The 23,633-nt window shown below is 61.6% G+C and carries 18 protein-coding genes and 1 pseudogene; 10 read left to right on the plus strand and 9 right to left on the minus strand.

Features of this window, described 5'->3' with window-relative positions; genetic code table 11:
* Positions 1 to 205: 205 nt before the first annotated feature.
* The 4 genes and pseudogenes from ACSFBM_RS27845 to ACSFBM_RS27860 form a co-directional block, all read left to right on the plus strand.
* A complete protein-coding gene (locus ACSFBM_RS27845; protein ID WP_435487291.1) occupies positions 206 to 1,339 on the plus strand; it encodes a tyrosine-type recombinase/integrase in 1,134 nt (377 codons plus the stop codon).
* A complete protein-coding gene (locus tag ACSFBM_RS27850) occupies positions 1,323 to 1,790 on the plus strand; it encodes a hypothetical protein (protein WP_435487292.1) in 468 nt (155 codons plus the stop codon). Before ACSFBM_RS27845 ends, ACSFBM_RS27850 begins: the two co-directional genes overlap by 17 nt.
* The gene (locus tag ACSFBM_RS27855; RefSeq protein ID WP_435487293.1) at positions 1,787 to 2,191 is read left to right on the plus strand and encodes a TetR family transcriptional regulator; all 405 of its coding nucleotides are present in this window, start codon (positions 1,787 to 1,789) and stop codon (positions 2,189 to 2,191) included. Before ACSFBM_RS27850 ends, ACSFBM_RS27855 begins: the two co-directional genes overlap by 4 nt.
* A gap of 102 nt (positions 2,192 to 2,293) precedes the next feature.
* Positions 2,294 to 2,938, plus strand: a pseudogene (locus ACSFBM_RS27860) (ATP-binding protein); the annotation flags it as partial.
* A 170-nt stretch (positions 2,939 to 3,108) separates the two neighbouring features.
* Here the strand turns inward: ACSFBM_RS27860 and ACSFBM_RS27865 are convergent.
* On the minus strand, positions 3,109 to 4,299 hold the full coding sequence (locus ACSFBM_RS27865; RefSeq protein ID WP_435487294.1) for a hypothetical protein: 1,191 nt from the start codon (positions 4,297 to 4,299) through the stop codon (positions 3,109 to 3,111).
* Between the two features lie 62 nt (positions 4,300 to 4,361).
* On the opposite strand from ACSFBM_RS27865, the gene ACSFBM_RS27870 reads away from it, so the two are divergent.
* A complete protein-coding gene (locus ACSFBM_RS27870; RefSeq protein ID WP_435487295.1) occupies positions 4,362 to 5,072 on the plus strand; it encodes an NYN domain-containing protein in 711 nt (236 codons plus the stop codon).
* Positions 5,073 to 5,258: 186 nt separating this feature from the next.
* Here the strand turns inward: ACSFBM_RS27870 and ACSFBM_RS27875 are convergent, their stop codons facing one another.
* Together ACSFBM_RS27875 and ACSFBM_RS27880 are read right to left on the minus strand one after the other, a co-directional pair.
* Positions 5,259 to 9,350 (minus strand): hypothetical protein, encoded by a 4,092-nt coding sequence (locus ACSFBM_RS27875; RefSeq protein ID WP_435487296.1) that lies wholly within the window; start codon positions 9,348 to 9,350, stop codon positions 5,259 to 5,261.
* Positions 9,347 to 15,619, minus strand: coding sequence for a hypothetical protein (locus ACSFBM_RS27880; RefSeq protein ID WP_435487297.1), 6,273 nt, complete (start codon positions 15,617 to 15,619; stop codon positions 9,347 to 9,349). The genes ACSFBM_RS27875 and ACSFBM_RS27880 overlap by 4 nt, the downstream gene beginning before the upstream one ends.
* Before the next feature lie 394 nt (positions 15,620 to 16,013).
* Between ACSFBM_RS27880 and ACSFBM_RS27885 the strand changes: the two genes are divergently transcribed.
* From ACSFBM_RS27885 to ACSFBM_RS27905, 5 genes are all read left to right on the plus strand, one after another.
* Complete coding sequence (locus ACSFBM_RS27885) at positions 16,014 to 16,376, plus strand: BPSL0067 family protein (RefSeq protein ID WP_435487298.1); 363 nt, start codon at positions 16,014 to 16,016, stop codon at positions 16,374 to 16,376.
* A gap of 7 nt (positions 16,377 to 16,383) precedes the next feature.
* The gene (locus tag ACSFBM_RS27890) at positions 16,384 to 16,737 is read left to right on the plus strand and encodes a hypothetical protein (protein ID WP_435487299.1); all 354 of its coding nucleotides are present in this window, start codon (positions 16,384 to 16,386) and stop codon (positions 16,735 to 16,737) included.
* Between the two features lie 921 nt (positions 16,738 to 17,658).
* Positions 17,659 to 18,075: an antitoxin Xre/MbcA/ParS toxin-binding domain-containing protein gene (locus tag ACSFBM_RS27895; RefSeq protein WP_435487300.1), complete on the plus strand. Its 417-nt coding sequence runs from the start codon at positions 17,659 to 17,661 to the stop codon at positions 18,073 to 18,075.
* Positions 18,076 to 18,163: 88 nt separating this feature from the next.
* Entirely contained in the window at positions 18,164 to 18,616 is a 453-nt protein-coding gene (locus tag ACSFBM_RS27900; protein WP_435487301.1) for an HAD domain-containing protein, read from the plus strand.
* The gene (locus ACSFBM_RS27905; protein WP_435487302.1) at positions 18,613 to 19,443 is read left to right on the plus strand and encodes a metallophosphoesterase; all 831 of its coding nucleotides are present in this window, start codon (positions 18,613 to 18,615) and stop codon (positions 19,441 to 19,443) included. Before ACSFBM_RS27900 ends, ACSFBM_RS27905 begins: the two co-directional genes overlap by 4 nt.
* A 201-nt stretch (positions 19,444 to 19,644) precedes the next feature.
* Here ACSFBM_RS27905 and ACSFBM_RS27910 read toward each other — a convergent pair whose 3' ends face one another.
* The 6 genes from ACSFBM_RS27910 to ACSFBM_RS27935 form a co-directional block, all read right to left on the minus strand.
* On the minus strand, positions 19,645 to 20,016 hold the full coding sequence (locus ACSFBM_RS27910; protein ID WP_435487303.1) for a hypothetical protein: 372 nt from the start codon (positions 20,014 to 20,016) through the stop codon (positions 19,645 to 19,647).
* A gap of 507 nt (positions 20,017 to 20,523) precedes the next feature.
* Positions 20,524 to 20,940 (minus strand): GFA family protein, encoded by a 417-nt coding sequence (locus tag ACSFBM_RS27915; RefSeq protein WP_435487304.1) that lies wholly within the window; start codon positions 20,938 to 20,940, stop codon positions 20,524 to 20,526.
* Between the two features lie 58 nt (positions 20,941 to 20,998).
* A complete protein-coding gene (locus ACSFBM_RS27920; protein WP_435487305.1) occupies positions 20,999 to 21,262 on the minus strand; it encodes a hypothetical protein in 264 nt (87 codons plus the stop codon).
* A 197-nt stretch (positions 21,263 to 21,459) separates the two neighbouring features.
* Positions 21,460 to 21,840, minus strand: a complete 381-nt coding sequence (locus tag ACSFBM_RS27925) for an H-NS family nucleoid-associated regulatory protein (RefSeq protein WP_177206711.1) — start codon at positions 21,838 to 21,840, stop codon at positions 21,460 to 21,462.
* A 339-nt stretch (positions 21,841 to 22,179) separates the two neighbouring features.
* Positions 22,180 to 22,650, minus strand: coding sequence for a hypothetical protein (locus ACSFBM_RS27930; RefSeq protein WP_435487306.1), 471 nt, complete (start codon positions 22,648 to 22,650; stop codon positions 22,180 to 22,182).
* Positions 22,651 to 23,016: 366 nt separating this feature from the next.
* Positions 23,017 to 23,633 (minus strand): hypothetical protein (locus ACSFBM_RS27935; RefSeq protein WP_435487307.1); only part of this gene is annotated, 617 nt, incomplete at its 5' end.

Raw genomic sequence — 23,633 nt, forward strand, 5'->3', positions numbered from 1 at the left:
TGTCCTTTGTCCCACGATCCAGCCACGGATCGACGCGGTGGCACGTGTCTGTTGGTGGAACTGATTTCGAGCTTCTCTGCACGGGGCCGAAGTTCCTTGATACGCGCGCGAATAAGGGCGGCGGCGGAGCAGTAGACCTCGCGATGCACCTGCTGGGCCTCGATTTCAAGCGGGCTGCCAAGCTTCTCCGCGCGAAAGGGATGTAGTGCACCTCATCAAAGCCACCGAGGACTTCAAGCTATCGAATCGACCCAGGCCCGGTTTTCCTATCCTCCTCTGGGAGGACATGCGAAGCTGCTGGGAGGCCAACGAGTTTCTGCGCTATTACCTGATGCGGGGAGCTATTGGCTCTCAGAACTCCTGGGAGCCGACTGGCCGGGCGTTGTACGACTACTTTTCCTTCCTCCAAGCCCATGAGCTTCAATGGGATGACGTTGACAGGGGCGAAGACAAGACGCTCGTAGCCGCGTACCGCGACTACTGCTTTGAGGTTGCAAACCTGAAGCGAAATACAGTACGCCAACGCGTGATGTACGTCTGCGAGTTCTATGAGTTCGCCCTGCGGGAGCGTTGGATCGGTTCACTTCCATACCGGCTCGAGGAACGCCGCCATTTCGGTCGGCCAAACGGTTTCCTGCAACATGCAAGTGCAGCTGGAGGGGTAACAAGCGTCCGCTCCGTCATGCCCCGTAGGCACAGGACGTTGCCGCAGTTTCTATCGAAGGATCAAGCCAAGGCGCTGCTTGGGGCCTCAAGCAACGTCCACCATCGCATGATCATCAGAATGGCTCTTCAGAGCGGTCTGCGGAGAGAAGAACTGGCGACCTTTCCACTTGCCTACGTTTACGACCCAAGCCGGGCGCCAACTAAAGAGCGGAACGTCCGTGTGATCCTCGATCCCGACGACGGTAGCGGGATGAAGACGAAGGGTGGGGTAAAGCGAACCATCCTGATCGGTCGGCGCCTCATGGCTGACCTGTACCACTACGCGAAGCATCATCGCGGCGAACGCGCATCGAACTCTGATCAGGTCCACGCCCCTCTTTTCTTGAACCAAGATGGCAGTCCGTGGGCTGCTAGCGGCAAGGGAATTGAGGCGATGGTGCGTCGGATAGGTCGACGTATTGGGGTCACGACGCACCCGCATATGCTCCGCCACACGTATGCAACGCACACCTTGGTAGCAATGCAGCGGCATCGCGCTGACAACAGAATTGAACCGCTGGTGTTTGTGCAGAAGCAGCTTGGCCATGCGTCGATTACCACAACGATGATCTACCTGCACTTGATAAACGAGCTATGGGCTGAACGAGTCTCAGGAAATGGCGCTGTACCTTGAAATCGAAGACGAACTGGATGAGATCAAGCACGGCGTTGTCGTAGGATGGCTGGACAAGAACGAGCCCTTGGCAGGCGGGTATGGGCACAATTTGATTGCTTGGCGCGCGCGCGAAGAAAGCGTTACGTTCTTCAAAAGCCATGCTCACATGGTCAGGTCAATAGCTCAGAGCACCGCAATTCGTAGCAACGGACATGCTTGGTGCACCGCTGACGACAACCTCTGTGAAGGCAACGATATCAATCCAACGAAGTGTGGTGATGGTTGTTCTAACGCCGTCATCGGAAGGTCGCATGCCTCCATTTACGATGGCTTGTACTCCCAGCTTAAGTCGCTGGAGCACTGTGTTGACATAGGTGAAGGAGCCCGGACGCGCGTAGTGCGCGACATTGATCGCTGCCGGGCCGTGCTGACGTCTTTGGGACACGAACCGCAAGAGGTGCTCTCATGACACAGGCACGCAAGGAGGCGTCCAAGCGCGAGAAGGAACTAGAGCTTGCAATCTTTCGCATCGAGCGCGGTCGTTCGCATACCAAGGCAGAAAAGCTCAGCATATCGGCCGTGGCAAGGGAGGCAGGTGTCACACCCGCATTGATCCACAACCACTACCCGGGGGTTGCCGAGAAAATCCGGGTCAAGTTGTCAGCATCAAGCCGTCAACGCCGGGATGAGAAGCAAAAGGAGTTGCAGGAAGCTCACGAAAAAAACCGACAGCTCCAGCAGCAACTCACAGCGGCCGAGGATCGCGTGGACAAGTTGGCCAGCATCAACGAGAGCCTGCTCCTTGAAAACCGCACTCTCAAGGCTGCAACCGAGGATCGCAAAGTCGTTAGGCTGCCAGGCACCAGGTGATCGCGTCCTCAGCCGAACTCATTAAAAATAGTTAGCTCACCTAAGTCTATGATTTTTAGGGGGAAAATGCCTAGTAACTGTTAGCAAGGCGCCAGAATGTTGGACCTGCCCATGGCCATGGCCATCCTGGCGGCCAGCGGGCAGATCGACAACGCCCGGCTCGCCGGCCACGAGTTCGCCGGGGAGCTGTCGCTTTCCGGGGAACTGCGGCCCGTTCGGGGTGCGCTGGCCATGGCGCTGGCACTGCACACGCGGGGCGTGGCCACCCGTTTGGTGCTGCCCATGGACAGTGCACAGGAAGCCGCGCTGGTGCCCGGCAGCGAGGTGTACGGCGCCCGGCACCTGCTGGACGTGGTGCGGCAGTTCGTGCCCGACGCCGACGCGGCCGCGCAACTTCCCGAGCCGGCCTCCGACGATGGCTGGGCCCGGGTCGAGGCCGCGCCCGGTGCCGCCGCACCGCGCTACGCCGACCTGTGCGACGTCAAGGGCCACGCGGGCGCCAAGCGGGCGCTGGAGATCGCGGCGGCCGGCGGCCACAGCCTGCTGATGATGGGCGAGCCGGGCTCGGGCAAGTCGATGCTCGCGCAGCGCTTCGCCGGCCTGCTGCCGGGCATGAGCATCGGCGAGGCGCTGGAAAGCGCTGCCGTGGCCAGCCTGGGCGGGCGCTTCGCGACCGATCGGTGGATGTGCCGGCCTACTTCTGCGCCGCACCACACGTCGAGCGCAGTAGCACTGGTGGGCGGCGGCTGGTCAACGTTTCGGTCGTTGAGAAAATTCATAGCTATTTGAGAATTCTCAGGCTATTTGAGAATCCTGGCTTACCAAGTAAGCGGTCACTCTGCCCCCGCCCCTTGTAGTCTCTAGCCCTGTCGTCACATCGTCCGAGCGAGATGGCTAACAATATTGGCGACAGTCCCCTAGCCTGCCGGAACAGCTCCGGCGTCAGAGATAAGCGCTTGCAGCGGACGCTTCATTGGGTCGAGCTCATCGGCGACGTCCAATGCAAGGCGGACCCAGTCGTCGAACTGCGGATTCCCCTCAGGCCCCAGCTCTGGATGAGCCGAAAGCACACCAACCATCTCTCGAATATCCAGCGCGGCTCTGCGCTGCTTGCCCAAGTTGATGATGTGCTCCCGAGCTTTCTGTCGGTGCGCCGCAATCTCTTCCAAGCGTTTGGTTTCTCTTGCTCGCTCCGCAGCCTCTTGTTCCTTCGCAATCTCGATGCGTCGCTTGACCCTGTGCTCATGTGCGAACTGGGCATAGGTCCGCATGGACAACTCGGCTCGCACGAGCAGCCCCTGAATGATGGTCGGTAGTTGACTCTCCAGCTTTTCGCCCGGCTTGTCTGTCCATTCAAGAGCATCAAGCGGACCCGATTCGGCCCCGAGCCTGAGCGTCGTTGCATCGACTTTTTTGGATTTCAGAGCTCTCCTATGGTGGTTCGAGACGTCGGGTTCGATGATTAAAAGTCCCAGGCGGGCTCCCCCAAAATGCAGATTCATCTTCAAGAAATGAAGGGTCCCAACCCCTTGGATCCATTCGTCTTGGCTTAAAACGTCCAATCCAGTCGTCACAGGCGCCAACGCACGGGCAATACTGTTGAAGATCTTCAGTTGACGTTGGTGCTGCGGGCCATCGAAGCGCGGCTTGTCAAAGGTCCACCCTCGTTCCTGGGCCTTTTGACGACGCCTGGCTTCGGCATCAAGTACGCGCTTCAGCGCGCTATGAGGGCTCGACAGATCTCGACATGCAACCACCTTGCCGATGATCTTCATCGCGGCAGCTACCTGCTCGTCTATCTGTTCTGCAAATTCTGGGGCGGCAATGGACTGGTTCAGATCCTCACCCACTGGCCAGCTGCCATAGCCGCGATCTCCGAAGGTGACTTCGATCGAGTGGCCGGGAAGGCGTATCGGCAATGGAGGGCGCCGTCCGGCCTTACCCGCCGCCTTCCTGGCCCAGTACCCTGGCGGTGGCCCTGGAATGTGAGATCGAACACAGAGCTTTCCGATTGCAACGTCAGATATACCCAAATCCTTGGCAAGTGTCGAACGGGGACGGGTCCAAACAAGTTCGTATAGTTCCGTTCGAGTCAGCGTCTTCGTCATGCCTGTGTGTCAGTATCTGGGCCATTCGGTATGCGACACATTGTTCCAACAGGAGGACTGCCTTGGCAAATACAGATTCCACCCGCCTGGCGGTACTGATCGACGCGGACAACGCATCCTCTTCAGTCGTGCAGGAATTGCTTGAGGAAGTCGCAAAGTATGGAACGGCCACGGTCAAGCGAGCGTACGGTGACTGGACGACCGCCAATCTAACCGGCTGGAAGGCACACCTGCATCGCCATGCAATTCAGCCTATCCAGCAGTTCGCGTACACGCAGGGCAAGAACTCCACGGACTCTGCCTTCATCATCGACGCGATGGACCTGCTGTATGCCGGCAACGTGGACGGCTTCTGCATCGTATCAAGCGACAGCGATTTCACTCGGTTGGCAACGCGCATGCGCGAGGCGGGGAAGGTGGTCTACGGCCTTGGCGAGCGCAAGACACCTGAGCCGTTCATTGCCGCATGCGATAAGTTCATATTTTTCGAGGTTCTGAGAAAGCCTTTGGAATCAGCAGCTCCTGTTCAGGTCGCGGGCGTCCCGGACCTCAAAGTGCTTCTCGTAGGGGCGATCAAGGAAACCACACGCGATACCGGCTGGGCTTCGCTGGCGGCAGTGGGTGGGTATGTCGGCAAGAACAACACTTCATTCGACGCTCGAAACTACGGATTCCGAAGACTCAGCGATCTCGTTCGCAACCAGGAATACCTCGAGGTGAAGGAGTTACCCGATGCCTCAGGCTCTGTACATCTTCTTGTCAAGCTGAAATAGGGAATGTTGCACTCAGCGGCAATCAACAGGGAAGAGCTTTCCGCCGACTGCGGCTCGGCCATCAAGTCGAGCACATCGGAAAGCAGTTTCTTGGCACCGCCCGGCATTGCGTCCCTCTTGCTCGCGGCAGGGGTGGAGGCTCGGCGCTTTGCAGTGACCATGTCGTTGTCCTTTCAGGTTGCGGATTTAGGAAGGACCGCCAGGCAGCGGGCCATCGACCAGCCGCAGCTCTATCACCTCCTGGTACATCGGCGGTCCATCGGCCTTGTCGTTGCCGATCTTGTCCACGAGGTAGACGGTGTGTTCGGAGAGCCGCAGGCCCACGCGCATTTTTCGCAGCGTAATCGGGAGCGGCAGTTCCGCGGTCCAGCGCAGGGCCGTGCGGCCATCTTCCACCTGGCCCCGTTCGCCGACAGGAGCAAGGATCGCCGCAACTTGCGCGTCGCGCCACACGAGCGCGCCTCGCCCCGAAACCTCGCCGACCACCAAGCTGCATCGCAGTTCGGGTCTGCCCCCTTGTTCGGAGCCGGTACCCATCGGGCCGTAGACGGTCACGGTCACGCTGTCTCCACCGTCACGCATCATGGCCGTGGCCGCACGTTGTGACGGTAGTTGCATGTAGTCGAGGAGAACAAGATCCGACGCGTGCTCGTCCTCGATGGCGTGCGGCTGGTAGCGCGTGGCGACGAGTCGTAGCATCGGCTGCGCTACCTGCAACGGAACGTGCCCCGGAGGCGGATCGCCAGATGTGAGCGACCGGCCATGGAACGCCATGGCCGGCCACCACGTGTTCAAGCGCAGGTCCACGCGCCAAGCGTCCTCGTCCTCGTCATACGTTGGCTGGTAAAGCGTGATGCCGTTAGCTGCAGCAGCATGCGCGAGATCATCCGCGACGGAATGCGGCGATGAGATGAAGTCCGACGCGACCATGTTCACGCGGTCGATCACACCGGTCATGCGCGTCGGGTCTGTTCCCCATTGGGAGACGGCCTTTCCGGCCGGACGCCCGGGCATTTGGCAGACGATGCCCACGAGTTCGCCGGGGCCTGAGGTTCCCCAATCGCGCCCGAAAAATACGCTGATGGCCTGCTCGCGCACGCTGGTTGACACCCCAAGCTCGCGGCTCCTTCGGAACCTGAACGCAGGCGCGATGTTGTGGAAGAGAGGTGGGGCCGGGCGGCGCGTCGCGAGCCAGTCCACGGCTTGCGGGTTGCTTGTGACGGGCGCACTGGCGCGGCGGCCAAGCGTGGCCGCGGCTTGCGCGCGCAGGAAGTAGGTGACCGCGCGGCGATGGTTGTCGCGCATGTCGTGCAGCACATTGTTGAACTCCACGCGCACGAGCCCCCGGTCGATGGGCAAGCCGTCACGAATCATGTCATCGACCTGGGCGCGCAATTGCGCGGAGAGGTCGGCGACGACCAACTCGCCGCGCCGGTCCACCGGCGGCAGGCTGCCGTGCCGGAGTTTGCCCATCGCGGGGTTGTCGCCCGGGTCCACCCATGAAGCCACCAGTTCGAGTACCGCAGTGGCACCTGCATCGACGTGCGCCACAACGTCCAGTTTGCCCACGTGCTCGCCTGGATCACGGTCCGCCCGCGCGAACTCCTCTAGCTGCGGAGACCGCGGCTGGGCGGCCAGGTTCTTCACATGGAGCTGGAGCATCTCGCAAACATAGGGCGAATCAAGCGGCATTCCGCTGTTGCGTCCGTACTGCCTCGCCATCAGGTCGTCGTCGTCGCCTTCGGGAAAGACCAGCACCTCGAAGTTCTCTCCGGTGGGCACGACGATCTCGATGGCGTTCTCGAAGGGCAATACACCGATCGGGCGGATACCCGGCGGCGCGGACGCCGGATGGGCAGCAACAAAATCCACGCGCAATGGGCGCGCATGCGGCCACCGCGCGCCGTGCGCATACAACTCGTGCCTGTGTTCCACGCTCGCGCGTGGCCCAGTGACGCTCACGAGATCGCCGCCTGAATGCTGCCTAGCAATCACGAGACGCAGCCGTCTCACCATGGGGTCAGGGTGATAGGGCACGGATGAGCACGCGGCGTCGGGACGCGACCGGACGACCGTTTGCGGACCGGAGCCGGCATCAACGGCCGGGAAGGCACCTTTGGCGTCACGTTCGAAGTAGCCGAATGCCGTGTCGGTCGGCCGTGCGCCCGCGTCGAACGCGCCCAGCTTGTCGAGCTCAATGAGGTCATGCACCTCGCCGGCCAGCAGGTAGCGCGATGTGCGGAAGCAGCCCGCGCCACAACCCCATTGTGGCTGCGCGAGAACCACCTGTGTGGCCGTCTGCATCTTGCCAAGGCCCGAGAGGGCGAAGTTGTCGGTGAGCAGTGCCAGTGGCGCGCGCAGCGGTTCGTAGCGCAGCAAGGTAAAGCCGTTGCCTGGAAGGTTCGGGTCGAGTTGGCGCGAGCCAACTAGCGCACCGGCATCGTCGTCCGGTCCGCCTGAGATTGAAGACCCGTCCCGCAGTACCACGCGCGCCGAGACTTCCACGCCACTGCCGTAGCGAAACCGCGGGTTGGCGTGTTTCCTCGCGCGAATCGTCTTCTGAACAAGGGGAGCCCTTTCCTTGTTGATGCGGCTCGGGAACGGTACACCGGCATTCCAGCCGTTCCATTCAAACACGGTGTCGTCCACCACGATCGACGGACTGTCGGCGGAACCGGCGTGGGAATGCCGTGCGAGAGGCACATACCCTTCCGCGCGGGTTCCCGCCGTCGGGTGGCGCAGTTCCAGGCCGGTCGCGACCTGCGGGATGTCGTGGTACGTGATCTCCCGATCCATCAGAGCGCGCCATGGCGCTTCTTTGCCGGGCCGATGGACACGCACGTCGGGACGCACGCCGATCACCAGGTGCTCCAGGTACCTCTCCGTATCGGGCGGATCGACCGCTGTGACCTCATCGAAGAACTTGCGGAAGAAATGGTGCTGCACTGTCATTGGCCCCGAACGCAGGACCGCGATCTGCTGCTGTGCTTGCGCCGCCGCGTCACCGCGCACAAAACCATCGGCAGCCGCCAGCGAGTGCATGGTCGCTGACACCGTGTTCTCGACGTTGCCGTGCGTCTCAAGGTTGCTGAGCCTCGCATCCCTCAGGTCTGCCCGGCCGTCCCGCACATAGGCTCTCAGTTCGCCGCGACGTGCGCGCGGCTGGCCGTCCCGGCCGATCGCCGTGCGGCAGGAATGCACCTTGTCTTCGAGCCCGGCCCATTCGGCACTGACGAATGCTGTGCCACTTGCCAGTGCCTGCTCTACGAGCGTGCGCGGGCCCAGGCTTTCGAGCGGAACCTCCATGTCGACCACGAGGCCGAGGAAAGGCAGCAGGCCGAACTCCTGCGCGATGGCTGCAAGCCGGTTTTCAAGACTTGCCTGGTCCGTAACATCGTGGGCCTCCGTCGCGCTCTTGCCTGCAGCGGGACAGTAGGGTGCCGTCGCGAGTGCAGATCGTGACCATGCATCCAACAGCCCGACGCGGCCGCCGAACGCCTTCACGTCGTGGTCGTCGGCCGACTGCAACCCAGCTAGGCTCTTGCGCAGCAAGTTGATCCCGTCCGCATTCAAGCCTAAATGCCGCGTGATGTGATTAGGTCCGAGCACGCGTTCGGCCACGTTGGATGTGTAGCCAGCCATCAGCGCTAGCAAGTGCCGGTCTTGCAGCGTGGCCATCCGGGGGCGCAGCGGCTGCAAGTCTTCGGAGACCTGCGCCAGCGTTCGGCCGGGGCGCAGGAAATGCGAGTGCACGTCGCGGAAGTCATCGCCCACCCGGCCATCGTGCATGCCCTTATCCGAGGTGCCTGCCAGCAGGTCGAGCGCGGATGGGACGGTTCGCAAGTGACGTCCAAGTCGCTGGGCAGTTTTCGCGCGCGCCTTGTTAGCGAGTTCAGCGCTGCTCGCGGCAAACCCGCTGACTGCGAGCCTCGCGGCCGCCGACGAAAAGTAGAGCCGCTGCGGCGCGGGGCCACCGGCTTCAGCGACCGGCGGCGTTAGCGCCACGCCGGCAAAAAGCGCCTCCCACAGGGCAGGCTGCAGCAGTTGCCCTAATTCGGCTGGGGCGGCGACCGCTGGCGCCAGGGGCAGCTGTGCAGCGCCGACGTACGTGCGGAGTTGCACCTTGCCGCCTCGTTGCAACAGTGCCGCGAGGTTGTCGCGCCGCCAATTCAATGTCCTCGCGTTCGGCGCAAAGAACAGCGTGACGGTCAGCATGCCGCCGGTGATGCCTTTGGGCAGCGCGGTGAGTTCGAAGAGTTTTTCGTGTGCGTTGCTCATGCTTCGAAGGCCTCCTGGTATTGGCGCCAGATATCTGCATCCATCAAGCTTGCGTCGTCGTCGTACGCTTCACCTCGCGGCGCCTCGCCGGCCGATGCCGCGAGCGTTCGCGTTAGCTTGGCTCCACCGCCCCCCCCGCCCTGGCTGTGGCTAACCGAATAATTCAGCGTCCAGCCGAAAGGACCGCAGCCCACGCGCACGCCGAATCGGCCGTCGCCACGTGCGCTGCCGTTTTCGTAGACAAGGCGCACGACGAGTTCCGCCGAGATGCTGACGATGCCCAGCACCGTCGCCTCGCCGCCCGCGTAGAAAAATCCTTCGAGCGTGCTTCCTTCGCCGGACTGCCGGTAGTACAGGCCCACGGTGATGCGCCCAGTGCCTTCGATCATGGCCAGCTTGAATGCGCCGACTAGGCCAAATTCGAACGACGCGGAGATCGAGACGAGGCGGTCCATAGCCATCACCATCTCGAAGAAACCGCCGCCGCCGTAAGGCCCGATGCTGATCAGCATCGGCTTGTAGCGCCGCGCGACTGCGCACGAGACTTCGGCCGCGCGGTCATCGAAGGGGAGCAGCATCGCCACTTCGAAGTCGAAGTTCTGGATAGTCATGCCGCCGACTTGGATGATGTCTTTCTGGAAGCCAAAGCCGGCACGGATTCCGTTGGGCACCGGCTGAAGGAAGAACCCGCCGCCGCCGCCGATCAGCTTCATCATGCCCTCGAGGAATTTCAGCGGCCCGCCATCGAGCGAGGGCGCGCAGAACTCCGGCCGTTCGAGGTGGAATCCGTCGGTCGTGCTGGCGTGGAATTTCACGCGGCCCACAGGAAGCTTGATCAGGCCAAAGATGTTGACGGAGAACGACGTGAGTTCGCCGTCGAGCGCGAACTTTGACGTGCCTTCGAGCAGGTCGGCATCGACGGAGGTGACGATGCGCAGGTGGGCGGTGTACGGGTCGCACGGGATATTGCACGTGCCCGCGCCCACGCCGGGCAGGAAGATGCCCGCATATTCCTTGTTGATGTCGCGATCGAGCGTGTACGAGGTGGCGATCTTCGCCGGGACAAAGCGCGATGCGAGGTCTACGAGCTTGTCGCGCGCTAGGTCGAGCACCGCGCTTTGCAGGTTCTTCAGCACCTGCGTCGCGGAAACCTGCGAGGTGACCTTCTTCAGGCGGTCGGTCAGCGCGGGCAGTTGCGTGATCAGGGTTGCGAGGCCCGCAATGTCGAGCATGTCCGCAACGGCCACGATGGTGCCGAGGTCCCGGTCGAGTTTCTCGAGATCGGGGGCGAAGTCCGGGCCAAAAGCTGACTTCGCGATCGGACTATTCCTGAAGTTCGTCCACCACGCCTGTGCCGTCACGCCATGAATCCTCGCGATGACCGGTTTGAGTTCACGCCAGATTTCCTGCGCGACCTTGAGGACAGCGGCGAACAGGTCGTCGTAGAAACCCCAGTCAGCGACGCATTGCGCCAGGCCTCCTTGGAAGGCGCACGCGGGAAGGCCTGCCGCCTGCAGCACCCGGTCGAGCTCGTCGCGCACCAAGGCTGCCACTGCGGGCTGGCGCAGCAAAGGCGCGGGCTGTGCGCGCAGTTGCACAAGCGAATCGAGGAACTCCACCACCCGTGGCTGGCCAAGGGCTGCGTCCGTGCGGATGGCATCGACAAGATTCTTGGCTGCCGCTTTCAGCGCACTGAGCTGCGAATTGATGTTCGCGAGGACGTCCGTCATGATCGTGCCGGCGATTGCCTCGACTTCGCCCGTGACGAGAGCGATGCGCTCCTCGACCCATGTTCGTGCATCGTTGCCGAGTTCGCTGCCGGATGCGTAGTCCTCAGCTACCGCGACGGCGTTGACGGCATGCCGCATGAACTCGGCGGCGAGGTTGATCAGGATCAACCCGTCGAGCGGCTTGTTGGTGCCGAGCGTGTCGCTCACGGCCATGTAAACATCGCGGACCGCGCGAAGGTCGGGCTCGATGCGCCGCAGCAGAGTGGCACCCTCCACGTGGCCGGGTTCTTGGCAGATCCGGAGGAGCTTTTGCTCGAACCCTCCCACGCGCGCCAGCCAGACGGACTTCGCTGGGTCGAGCTGCGTACGCAGAGCATCGCGCGTGGCAGTGACCTGCGTCGCGAGCGCCGCGACGAGCTGCGGATATTGCGTGGCCGCAGCGCGCAGTTGGTCGGCCAACGCCATATACGCGTCGTAGAGGTGCCCGGCACGCACGAGCAGGCTGCTGCACGACGCTAGCAGCCGGCCGGCGATGTCGTCAATGGCGTCTTGCGCGGACTGCTTCGCGAGCTTCTCGAGATCGGCGGCGAGCGTAACGGCCGTGCTTCGGACTTCGGCGACCGTCTGGTATGCGCGGGTGCGCAGGTCGGCGACAAGTTCCTTCGCGGCGACTTGGTAGTCGTTCGCCTTTTTGACCAGACGCTGGACTTCGGCGTGCGCGGCGAGTGCCTGGTTGATCACACGGTGCACGCCCTGGAGGTTGCTCGCGGCGTATGTCTGCGCGACCCAACTGGCAAAGCCCTGGAACTCCGGCGACAGCAGCAGGTCCTGCATCAGCACTTCAGGCCGGGCAGCGATGTCCTTCAACTTGTCCACAAGCCCGTTCACGCTCTTACCGATGCCAGGCAACAACGCGAGCAGGCCCGCCGCATTCCCCGCGTCCGCGGCAGCCCTTGCACTGACGACGCTTGCGCGCAGGCCGGTGAGTGCGGTCGACAGATCCTTGTACGCCTGCGAGGCGCACCAGCCACCGGAGGCCGACGGCGCGCAAGGCTCGTTCCACGCGCTGATGACTTCATCCAGCCCCGCCTCAGCCGCAGCCAGGACCTTCGCGGACTTCTGGACAAGTTCGTCGCCAGCGGCGTCGACCCGGTATTCAAGTTCCTCGAGCAGCTTGGGCACTTCTTCGAGCCCGAGCGGCTCGAGCAACGCGGACAGCGGAATGGCGCCCATGATCTTCGCGGAACCGTCGAACGCGAGATTGCTTTCGAGTGTGGCCAGACGACTTGCCCCCCTGAACGTCCCCACATCGGTGGGCTGGCGCAATGCAAGTTGTCGGCGGCGTTGCGACGGCGGGGAGACGTTGTCACCGGTGTAGGCGACAACGCCGGTCTTTCGCGTGAGGCCCCGGGCCGTCATGTCCGGGTTGGCCACGCCGCCCGCACGATCGGATTTGCCCTTGAAGTTCAACGGCCGGCCCTCAAGCAACTTCAGGTAGATTTCCGGGCCGTTCGCCGCGGCCTCGAAGGCAGCCCGCTTGTAGAGGTTGTCGTAAGTCACCCAGACGGGATCGACACCCTTCGCGCCAGCGCCGGTCTGCACACCAATCGAGCGCACAACCACGCGTGCCTTTGCAACGACCGGGTAGAAGGGCGGCTGAGAGGCGGTCTCCAGCAGCACTGAGTTCACCAGCGGCCAGTTGACGGTGACTTCGTGCTGCATCACCTGGGTCGGCCAACTCGTGTCGCCGCGCTTGAGGCTTGGGGCGTACTGCACATCGCCGCCGTCCACATCGGCCTGACGGAACACGTCCGGTGGCAGCAGATGAAAGTCGTCCACTACCTTCCTGAGCATCGCGCTGGCGTGCACGACGGTGTTGTCGACGAAGGCAAGCGCCGTTGTTGCAAGCGTCTTGCGGTGGAGCCGAACCGTGAATCCGTGTGGCGCGGTGCCCGGCGCGGTGCGGATCACGAAGGCGGACGGGCCAAACCCGCCGAGTTGCAGTCCCTTCGGGTCCTGGATCTGCAGTTCGCCGTCGAGCAGGATCTCCACCGACGCTGGCTGGGGAAATGCGTTGGCGCTTTCGGGCGGCTGACCGGGCAGCGGGAAATCCAGTCGTGGCTTGACCACGCGGATGAAGTAACGCTGCAGGTTCGCGGCCACGCTGCCGCGCCCCCCCACCAACTCGGCGCCCCGGGCGGTGATCTTGATCAGCACCGCTTGGTGCCCGTAGGGCATGAGGTAGCCTTTGTAGACAACCCTGTCGAAGTGGCTGCGCGAGAACGTGGAGGAGTGGTCCCACGCTTGGATGCTCAGTGCATAGCCGCCGTCGGTCTCGTCGCAGCGTTGCCGCCGTCCGCGAAAGTACGGCGGGTCCCATAGCCCCTTCGATCGCATGCTCGCGCCGAGCGCGGACAGCCGGAAGAGGCTGGCGTGGAAAGGCCGCGGCTCGAAGATCCCGAAGCGAGGCGGATCGCAATCGAGGCCCGGGGTGAGCCGCACCTGATCCGAGCCGAGCAAAGCCTGCCGGCCCCACCGGCCTGTGAGGTCCACCAGCTGGAAGCGGTCGTTCTCGTCCAGGCTTTGCCGGCGGTCTTCCACTTCGGGCCCAGAGGCTGTTGAGCCGTAGTGCAGTGGCGGCGAATCCGACTCCGAGTGGTCGGGCGAGTGAATCGCGCGCAATTGAAGTGCAGTCGCGTCGGGGTCGCGCGGCTTGAGCTGGAACACCGGGTGAAACTCGCCTGCATGCAGGGCGACCGGTCCATGGTCGACGAATGTGCGCTCCGATGGCGAAATGTGCAGGCGCCAGGGGATCTCAAGCAGCGTGGCCTCGGCCAACTCCCCGGCCGATGGCGGTGCCGGGAAGTTCCTGCTCCTCGTCGCGTAACGCCAGGCTTCGAGCGAACTCGCGGCCGACTGCGCTACAACGATGCGCCAGCGTTTCGTGTCGAGTAGCGCATCGATGCGCACGGGAAATTCGCGTACCGCGCCCGCGGCCGGCTCGAAGCAGAACCGCGACTCGCCCGCGACGCGCGCGCGGACCGGCCGGTCCTGCGGGATGTCCTCATTGCCGTTGTCCCTCGCGTCGCGGAATCGGCTCGCCGCAAGGGCCCGATCGTCGCGCTGTCCATGCTTGCGCTTCTGGTCTTCCTGGGAAGCGAACGGAATGCCGCGACTATTCTCGGTCCTAACATCGGCCGTCAGATCGACGGGAAGCTCCGTCTGCGCCGGGGCACGAAAGAACGCCTCTTCCGAAATCGACTGCGGCGGCAGCACAAGCCAGATGCGCGCGTCCGCGCCCGTGCGCATGACTTTCAGTTCAGTGAACCCGCGGCGCAGCTCGAAGCCTCTGAAGCGATAACGCAGCCACAAATGGTCCTCAGGCCGCATGAACTCGAGTTCCATGTCGTCGAGCGGAATGCGGTCGATGCGCCAGGGCGCATTGTCCAGCACGCCCTCGAAGGCCGGGCGGGGGCCCGGCGCCTCATGCCCCACGCTCGGTCGCAGCACCGCATGCACCCCGTGCTCGTGCGCGAAAGCTGCATGGAGCCACTCGAATTCGCAATTCACCCTGCAGCGCCGGCCGTCTGAGTCGAGGACGAACTCCTCGTTCAGCACGCCCTCCAGAACCGCCTGACGGTCCACGGTGGCGGTCTGTGCGACCCGTCCGGTGATGATTTGCTGTCTGGCGGTATTGAAAGCCAGCGTGGCATCGCGCACGCGCATGGTGACCCTGCCGGCGTCTTGCCCGAGGTGCTGCACGAGTGTGAGTTGCGGCACGTGCGTCGCACCGGTGACGGCCTGCGACGTGCCCGCGCCGTCTTCCGCGAGTTCCAGCCATGCCTGCTGGATCTGCACGGGCTGCGCTCCAAACTGCGGCGCATTCGACAAGCGGGGGGGCCGCATCGCGATGCTGTCCGCCTCGGCGCAGAGGTCGATCCGGCTTGAGCGAGTCGAATCGCCGGCCATCCACGCTGCGCCGAGGCGTCCTGAAATGGAGCATGAGTCGACCGCGCCCGACAACGCCCGGGAACGGGCGGTCAGTGCGCCCGCTTTGGGATGCAAGGCCAGCGTCAAGTCCGGCATCAGTGCGACGCGCCCGATCCCCGAGAGCGAGAGCGGCCCAAAGTTGGCAACAGTACGACGTGGCGCGAATTCCAACCCGGTGCGGCCCGCAGCCCACTTCTCAAAGTTGAACGTCACCGGGGACGCGGCCAGCGCGTGGCGCAACACGCCCACGGCGCCTCGCGGCGAATCAGCCAGTCGCAGAGTGAAATCCGCGGGAACCCTCGTTGCGGGAAGAAACGCAGATTGGAGAGAGACGATCCAGTCGTTGCCATCGCGCCGCGCCTCAAGCCGGCCGGGGCCGACAAGCCAGGAGGCATCAAGTGACCAGAGAATTGCGGCACCCCGTGCAACGGTGAGCGTGCCCATGTCGAGCGTCACGTTCAAGCCGCCGTGACTTTCACCGGCAGCCATCGGTGCAAAGGGCAGAGCGGTTGCCGCGGCGCCGAACTGCACCCATTGGCGCCGGGTCATCGCTGGCCCCGAAGCAGTTGTAACGGGGTTGGCGACGTCAACTCGCCGGTGTTCGCGCATCAGCGCCGCAATGTCAAGACGCGCACGAGACCCGACCGGGGTTGCACCCTTGTTACTCATTGGATCCCTCCTGGCATGCCGGCTAATCTGCCGGCAGAGTTCCAGCCGAATCCGGAACCCCTGTTTTGTTGGGGCGCCGAAGGAAGCATGCCGCGCGCCCAGTTCCCTCTTCAACTCGCAGGGTCAGCTTACCGGCGGTGAATTGCGCGTGCAAGCGGCAGACATCGAACGTCGGGTAATCCCGCTGTCAAAGTGAATAAGGTTCTGGGAGGGTGGCGTTGCGCGGTGAGCGCATCATCGCCTGGTATCTCTTAACTGAAAGGGGATTTCCGATATGGCATACATTGCGGCAAACCCAGCGTCGTACGTCGGAAAGGTCGTAGGCAACGGTCAGTGCGTGGCCTATGTGAAGGAGGCCTCGGGTGCTCCGGCGACAAGTGCCTGGTCTGCGGGCGACGTCGTGAAGACCGCGAGCCCGGCCACCGGGACGGCCATCGCGACGTTCGATGACGATGGCACCTATGGCAATCACACCGACGGACGCTCGCACGCCGCAATCCTGAAGGACAAGCAGGCGGCAGGACTTAACGTCTACGACCAGTGGACAGGGCACCCCGTGAGCCAAAGGCTGATCCGCTACAAGAATGGGGCGGGAACGCCCAACAACGACGGCGATGCATTCAAGATCATCGAATGAGGATTCCATGGCAACGACCAACCCCAAAGGCGCGATTCGGGCCGGGACGACACTCCGCTTCCCCGACGACACCCTTGCCGCCCGGGCAATGCTCGGCCTCACATGGTCTTTCTATGACGGCGACGTCGCGGACAACGCCATCCTAGCTCCCCGCACCGAGACCGTGAGCGGTGGCAAGGCGAGTCTCGAGTGGGTGTTCGATGAAACCCAGGCGGGCCGGATCACGTTGCGCGTCCAGGACGCGAGTGGTACCGTGATCGATGATCGGCCGCTCGATGCATTCGTCAACCGTGTGGACGCAACTGCTGCGATTGATCTTGGTTCGAGGCTGGTGCTCAATGTGGAATTGAAGTTCGACTGACTTGAATCGGTTCGGGCAAGCCGCTGGTGCTCAAGTCTTGTCCGCGTTCGCCGCCTGCAGCGGGTCCGACTCTTCCATCCGGTCGAGAGCTTTCTCCAGTTAATGGAAGGCGTCGTCGCCGACGTCGCCCGATTCGCGTAGGTGCAGCCGCCTGCGTCGCGCCGGCTGCAAGCTGGGCGTGAAATCGGATTCGTCGCGCACATGCGAATCGTTGCAGCTCTCGCCCTACGCGAACCGCTCGAAGCGCAGGCGCGCGCGTGAGTCGCCTTCAGGCGCGATGGCCGCAGCGACGGCGAGCGCATCGGTTGCAACGAGCTCGCGTGCTTTCGGACCTTGTCAGCCACCAGGTCGCCGTCGTGTAGATGGAGCGTGCGCAACAGCGACTTGAGCGTAAGCCCCTGTCCGTGCAGGCAATGGCGTATTGCTCAGCCGCCCGAAAAACATAGACGAAGCCTCGCTTCTTTTTTGTCTTTCCCCCTCGAGGGGGACAGGCACTTTCTTCAGCAATTCCGATACGGCTACCTCATCGAGTTTCGAAGTGCGAAATCAGATGACCACGGGTAGCGCAAGAGTGATTGACTTGGCTGCCTCTATCGCCAGCTTGGTGGTTTCCTCGTACGTGTCGATCGCGTCTTCTAGATCTGCCTGTTGCAGCATTCCATCTTCCCTTTTGAATCTGATACTCACACGCTGAGATATCGGAAAAATCTTCGCCAGACGGTAGAGCGAAGAATCGCAGTCGGCTCTGAACTATGGCCGCCGGCTCGTCGACGCGCGACTGAAGGCATCGAGCATCATCTCAACCATGTCCACAGCCAACATGGAACCGTCCCTCTCGGCCAACTTGTCCGCTGTCCAACCGATCCGCAACTCGGTTCGCACAGATCTCACCACGTCTGCCGCATCCCACTCACCATTCGAATGGTCGAAGTAGGCATCCTGGTGGCGCACGAAGCGCCGGCAGCGCACCCGCACGGCTGGCAGGTGATCGACGAGCTCGCCGAGAAGCTCGGTGTCCAGCTGGTGGTTCACGGCCACCACCACCGGTGCATCGACTATGTCGACGAGGGCTTAATGGCCAACGCGGCGCCGTTTCGCGCCTTCGGGGTCGACATGGGCTCGCACCTGGCGTGGCCGCGCGATGAGCCTGGGCCGGGAGGGCCTCTGCAAGACGTGCCCGACCTCGCGACTCAGGTGTTCGGCGCAGCGGCCCAAGCCTGGCTGAACAAGCCACACGAATGGCTCGATGGCCAAACGCCAACAGCGTTCGCCGCTGCCGGCGGCTCGGAAAGAGTGCGCTCGATGCTCAACGCGATTCAACACGGCGGTGTCGTATGAGGATCGCAGCGTCGTCCTGGGCCTCCGGCATCGGCGTGGACTCGCACCTGGCACGGCCGCTGGATGGGCATGGATCGAGAGGTGTGGAGTGATCCTGTTCCTCGACTTCGACGGCGTGCTGCATCCGGAGGGGGAGGATCACATCCTCAACGGTGGCGTCGACTTCTGCTTCCTGCCACGCTTGGAGGCGTTGTTGCGCGAGTTCCCGTTCGTGAAGATCGTGATCAGTTCATCCTGGCGCGAGCAGCTTCTCTACAAGACCTTGCTGAAGCCGTTCTCCAGCGACATCAGAGCCCGCATCCTCGGAGCCACGCCACATTCGGGCTTTGGCCTTCCGCCGCCGTACAGTAAACGTGAAGGAGAGATCCTCGCCTGGCTCCAGATCCATGATGGGGTTGACGAGCCGTGGGTCGCACTCGACGACGCCTATTGGCAGTTCAATCATTGCAAGGACCATCTGGTGGTGTGCGGCTCGTTCACCGGCTTCGACGACAAGGCCAGCACCGAGCTTCGCACTCGCTTTGAAGGAGAGCTCCGATGAAAGTGCTGATCCTCTCCGATCTCCACCTAGAGTTCGCGCCCTTCGAGCCAGTGCCTGATCTCGAATTCGATGTCGTCATCCTCGCCGGAGACATCCATTCGCCGGCCAAACGCGCCGTCCAGTGGGCGGCGGATCGCTTTCGCGGCAAGCCTGTGGTGTACCTGTTGGGGAATCACGAGTACTACGATGGCCGCTTGGACAAGACACTGGCCGAAGCGCGCCGCGAAGCCGAAGGAACCAATGTCCATCTACTCGACGGTGACGAGTTGGCGATCGATGGCGTACGCTTCCTCGGTGCAACGTTGTGGACCGACTTCGCGCTCGCCATCGAGACGCCCGAAGGGCTGGTCAGTGATGTCCGGCGTGCCATGAAGATGGCGACCAACCTGCTGAACGACTACGCACTGATCCGCACGGTCGACGAGTCGGCGGAGCCCGATACTTGGCGCTACAAACAGGGAAGAAAGCTCCAGGCGGCGGACACGCTTCGGATTCATCAGGCGCAGCGCGCCTGGTTGCGCGACAAGCTTTCGGAACCGTTCATCGGACCGACGGTGGTCGCGACGCACCATGCACCTCATCGCGGATCGCTTGCAGAGCGCTACGCCGATGACTGGGCTTCGGGTGCGTTCGTGAACGAGCTTCCGGATACGTTCTTCGACGCACCAGTGCTCTGGGTGCATGGTCACACGCATCAACAGTTCGACTATCGAGTCCGTTCTTGTCGAGTCGTTTCCAACCCGCGCGGCTACGTGAACTGGAGCGGCAGGATCGAGAACAAAGAGTTCGATCCAAGCTTGATCATCGATCTCGAGTATTCCATCTAGCCCATCGATGCAACCGAGGTTAGCGGCTTGGGTGGTTGCTGTGAAGTCTGCCCTGCAAGACGTCAGCCGAGTCACAAGGGGCGGGCGGTTGGACCCAGTAAGAACTGCCCAGCTGTTGGCTGCGGTTGAAATAGCGCGCAAACAATGCGAGCAGATGGACTGCATCGCTCGCGTAGCAGCGGCCAAGTCATGATGGTCGACTCAGCCGGACGGAGGTGCAAGTTCGTCGCGTAGCGCGTTTCGTTGGTCAATCACGTTCGTCAGGTTCTCGTGAAAGAGATCCACGTCCGGCATTCGGAAGCCGAGCCAGCCAAGCCCGGGGTGACGGAGGTTCAGAACCAAGCTGCCATCGGGCTGAATCGACCACTGCCAAGCGGCCCCATCGACCTGTGGCGGGGCCTTGATGAGCACGGGCAGCGTCTCAGGAAAAGCCGGCTCCATCGTCTTCCTGGTTTCTGCCAGGACGCGGATGAGTCGGTCGAAGGTTTCGGCCGGTGGGATCTCTCCGCTGGTAGACCAACTCACGATGTCAATGCCGCTCTCGTGAGTCATCTCGACTGTCATCAGCTTCATGGTCAGGGCCTCTCAAGTGCGGTGAGCTCAGTGCAGATTCGAACGTCCGATCCTGCGCCTAAATGCCCGCGGCAGCTTAGCCCGACGCGACCTGCTACTTTGACGTGGGTGGGCTTCCGTTGCCAGTAAGCAAACAGCCATCCCATCTTGACGAAGCGATAGCACCCCGGCCGGCGGGCTAGACTTCGGCTGTCGGCCAGGAGCGGTCTCTCGGTGGCGACTCTCAATCCTTTAGTTTCAATCCTGCTGGACACACGATGCGCATTGCAAAGAATGAATTGACTTGGGCGAGGCTAATCGAACGACTGAAGCTTGCAGTGCTGCGGATGCACGCCAAGACGGACTGAAGTCGGCCGAGGCTATGTGAAAACGCTCGAAGGGCGTGTTTTCGAGGGTACCCAAACCATTCCCGAAGCCTTGATCGTCGATCCTGGCGCGATCTGAGAGGTCGACATTCACGCGAAGGACGCAACACCAGCGTTTTCACACAGCCTCGGCCGATTTCGGTCACGGCAGCTGCGACAGCTCATCATCGGCCGCGTGCCAAGGAGCCTTCGACGCCAGGTGAACGTGTCGCTGCTTCAGTGGGGTAAACGGCGTGTCAAGCGTTCCCAGGGAAAAAGAAATCCAGGAAGCTGTGTCGCCGTGAATACTGTGCCACGTCAAAGGGGAGCCGCACATAGAGCAAAACGTCCGGGATACCCCGGGCGACGAACTTCGGCCGCGTAGAACGTCAGCGCCGTGAGCGATGGCGAAGTCGCTCACCGGCACGCTGCCGTACGTGCCAAAGGCTGCGCCATGGGCCTTCCGACACATGCTGCAGTGGCAGTGCGAGACCGCCTTGATTTCGGAGCGAACTTCGTACTTCACCGCGCCACATAGGCAACTTCCGAAGAACGGCGGGGGCGCAGCGTTACGTTTCATGGGATTTCACGATGGGCTGGTTGTGGCCGACTGCTGGTGAAGTGGCTCAGCAAGGCGGTCATATGAGAGGGGTGGGAAGGATGCCCCGTTGGAGCGGGAATGCCGCCACAAACTCCGGGCGCCATTCCAGTTCCAAGCGCATGCTCGTGTCGCGGATGAATTCATATAGGGAAACGACCTCCGCGTCACCAAGTCGGCCGGCAAGTGAAGCCAGCTCCGACTGAGCCAAGAAGAAGTCACCATTCTTTGAAACGCTTCGAGCAAGCGCGTGCTTCAACACATCAGGAATCGCCGAGTCCGACACATCACTTCCTTCATGCATGGGTTTCTGCCTCCAACACCAGTTCTTGGCCAAATTATGTCGGCGCCGCGACCGACCGCTCTTGGCCGAGTACGGCCGAACGCCAGCAAGGAGCTCGAGAGGTCGGCGAGTTGAGCGCTTAGTGAGCTCGTTGCTCGCAGGTTAGTGGTCAGCGCTCGCCATAACCCACGATTTCGACCGATGCCTTTTCTTATAAGCTACCTGACCGCCAGTCCGGCAAACTTGTTGGCCAGCGCATCTCCCTCAAAGCCTGCCGTCAGTTCGCGCAGCCACGCTGGCTGACGGCCCTTGGTTCCACCGGTCCATTCTTCGCCGCTAGGCCCGCGGTATACAACGCCGTCCTGATAAGCCTTCTCAACCTTTACAACGCTGCCGCGCAAGGCGCGCTTTCGCGTGGACGTGTCGTAGTTCGCTAGCTCAGCTAAACCTTCCTTGATACTGAAGCCCGCGGCCTGAAGCTTCTTCGCACACGCATCAACAATCACCTTTAGTTCTTCACCGCGCTTGGCGTCGCGTGCCGCTTCAGCTTCTTGAATCAGTTTTTGCAGCTCGGCGTAACTTAGTTTGGTAATGTCCATCTCATTTGCCATGCTTGAATCCAATATTGATAGTGTTCTAATCTTAACTTGTTACTGACGGAAAGTCTTTTCGAAAACCCGAGGATGCTCACAGAACAAATGCCGATTTCAGTCGACAAGGATTTTTTGTCTGGTGGAAGCGGATTCAAGAAGATTATTTCCGGTGGCGGGGAAAACATTCGGCTCGCTGCTAAGGGCCCTAGGCGGAAATTGCTGCCCGACGAAAACGGACGTTCATCGAACCACTTGCTATCACGCTCGGGCGACTGCAGTCCTGTCTCCTGAATCTTCGCTCACGCGAGTTCATGCGATCCTGGAGGCGCGCATATGAGACCTTATCTAAGGCAGCTTGTCTAACGGTTTCCATTTGCCTTTTTCGGTGCGGACCTCCCAATCTTTGCCGTTCCTACTTCGGTGAGGACTAATTCCACCCGCGCACCCTCCACCTGCAGCAATTGGCGTTTTGCAGAACTCTATTTTTACGTATTCGCCATCATATTCCACATTCTCGCGGCTGCACGCCGACGGGAGAGGGTAGAACTCAGCGACTTCCGGTACATGAACCCACTCGGTAACTACCCCTTGCTCAGGTTCGGCGCGGTAGACCTTGCAATCTTTCAGACCTATCAAAATAGACTCGCCTTTCCCGGCCGTATTTAGTCGGACGAGATTGCCTCCAAAGGGATTTTGCAAGAGGAGAATTCGCTCCCTATCTTCTTTACTTAGCTTCAATTTCTCAATGTTGTCGGTGCACCCGGCTATCAGGAGAAAAGACAGAAGCGCCTGAAGTGTTTTCTGAGACTGCTTCATAGGTTATTGACAACATCGCACGCTAAACAAAAAATTTCATTGGCCGGCCAAGCCGGTCCAGTGCAACGCCAAGGGCTGCTGGTGGCCGAATTTTGCGTTACGGTGCGACTGACTGGCTGTGGCCGTCACCCGAACCAGGTGCTGAGTTCTACGTCGTCCCAGGTGCCGTTTTCGTTCAATAGCCTTTCGAGAGCCTTGCGCCGCTCCATCACTTACGGGTGCGAAGAGATACTTGGGTTCACACACCATGAAAGATCCTGTGTCGACGGCCGTTGACCAGTCATGTTTCATGATGAAAAGCTCAGCAAAAGGAAACAAGAAGAGATTCTGCGTAGTTTCGAACGTTTACTTCTGGCCGAGCAAGCCTCATGGAAAAACTATTTTTTGCTGATATGTTCCATACCTGTAGCCTTTTTTTAGAAAACAGATGGCAAATGTGTCGGCTACGGATGCTGTCACTCCTGGTTCGGCGTGTCTTCCAGTGGGATCCAACAGGGCTGCTGGATACCAAGCCAGTGCGACCTGCGGAGCACCGTTCGCGAAGAACCTTAGCGAGTCACGCCCTTGCAAAAGCTTTTTATCGCTGCTAGAAATTTGAAGTAAATTTGCGGGATCGACACTCGTCGACCTGCATTGTTTGAGCATTTCCAACTGCACCTCTGTCGGCATTCTTGCCGGCGGAATTAGCGCAGCCACGTTATGTATCCGGAACTTCTCCGCTACCGAACTTGCGGTACTCTGCGGAGAGAACGGGCTAACGGCGACTAGGGTCAGGAGCGCGACGAATCTGTGAAGGCGCGGCATTTGTAAGTCCTGACGTTGAAACTGAGCGGCGCGGCGAGGCGTCCGCTTGGATGGCCGGTATTGGCCGAGGCTGTGTGAAAAGACTGCCAGTTCCGCTCTTCCAAAATTAAAATTGGTGCACCCGTTCTGAGCGAGGTGCCCCATGAAGCGATTCATCCAAGGCGAGTCGCGCGAGCAAG

It is taken from the genome of Variovorax pasteuri (assembly GCF_051216435.1).
In the GTDB taxonomy this organism is placed as follows: Bacteria; Pseudomonadota; Gammaproteobacteria; order Burkholderiales; family Burkholderiaceae_C; genus Variovorax.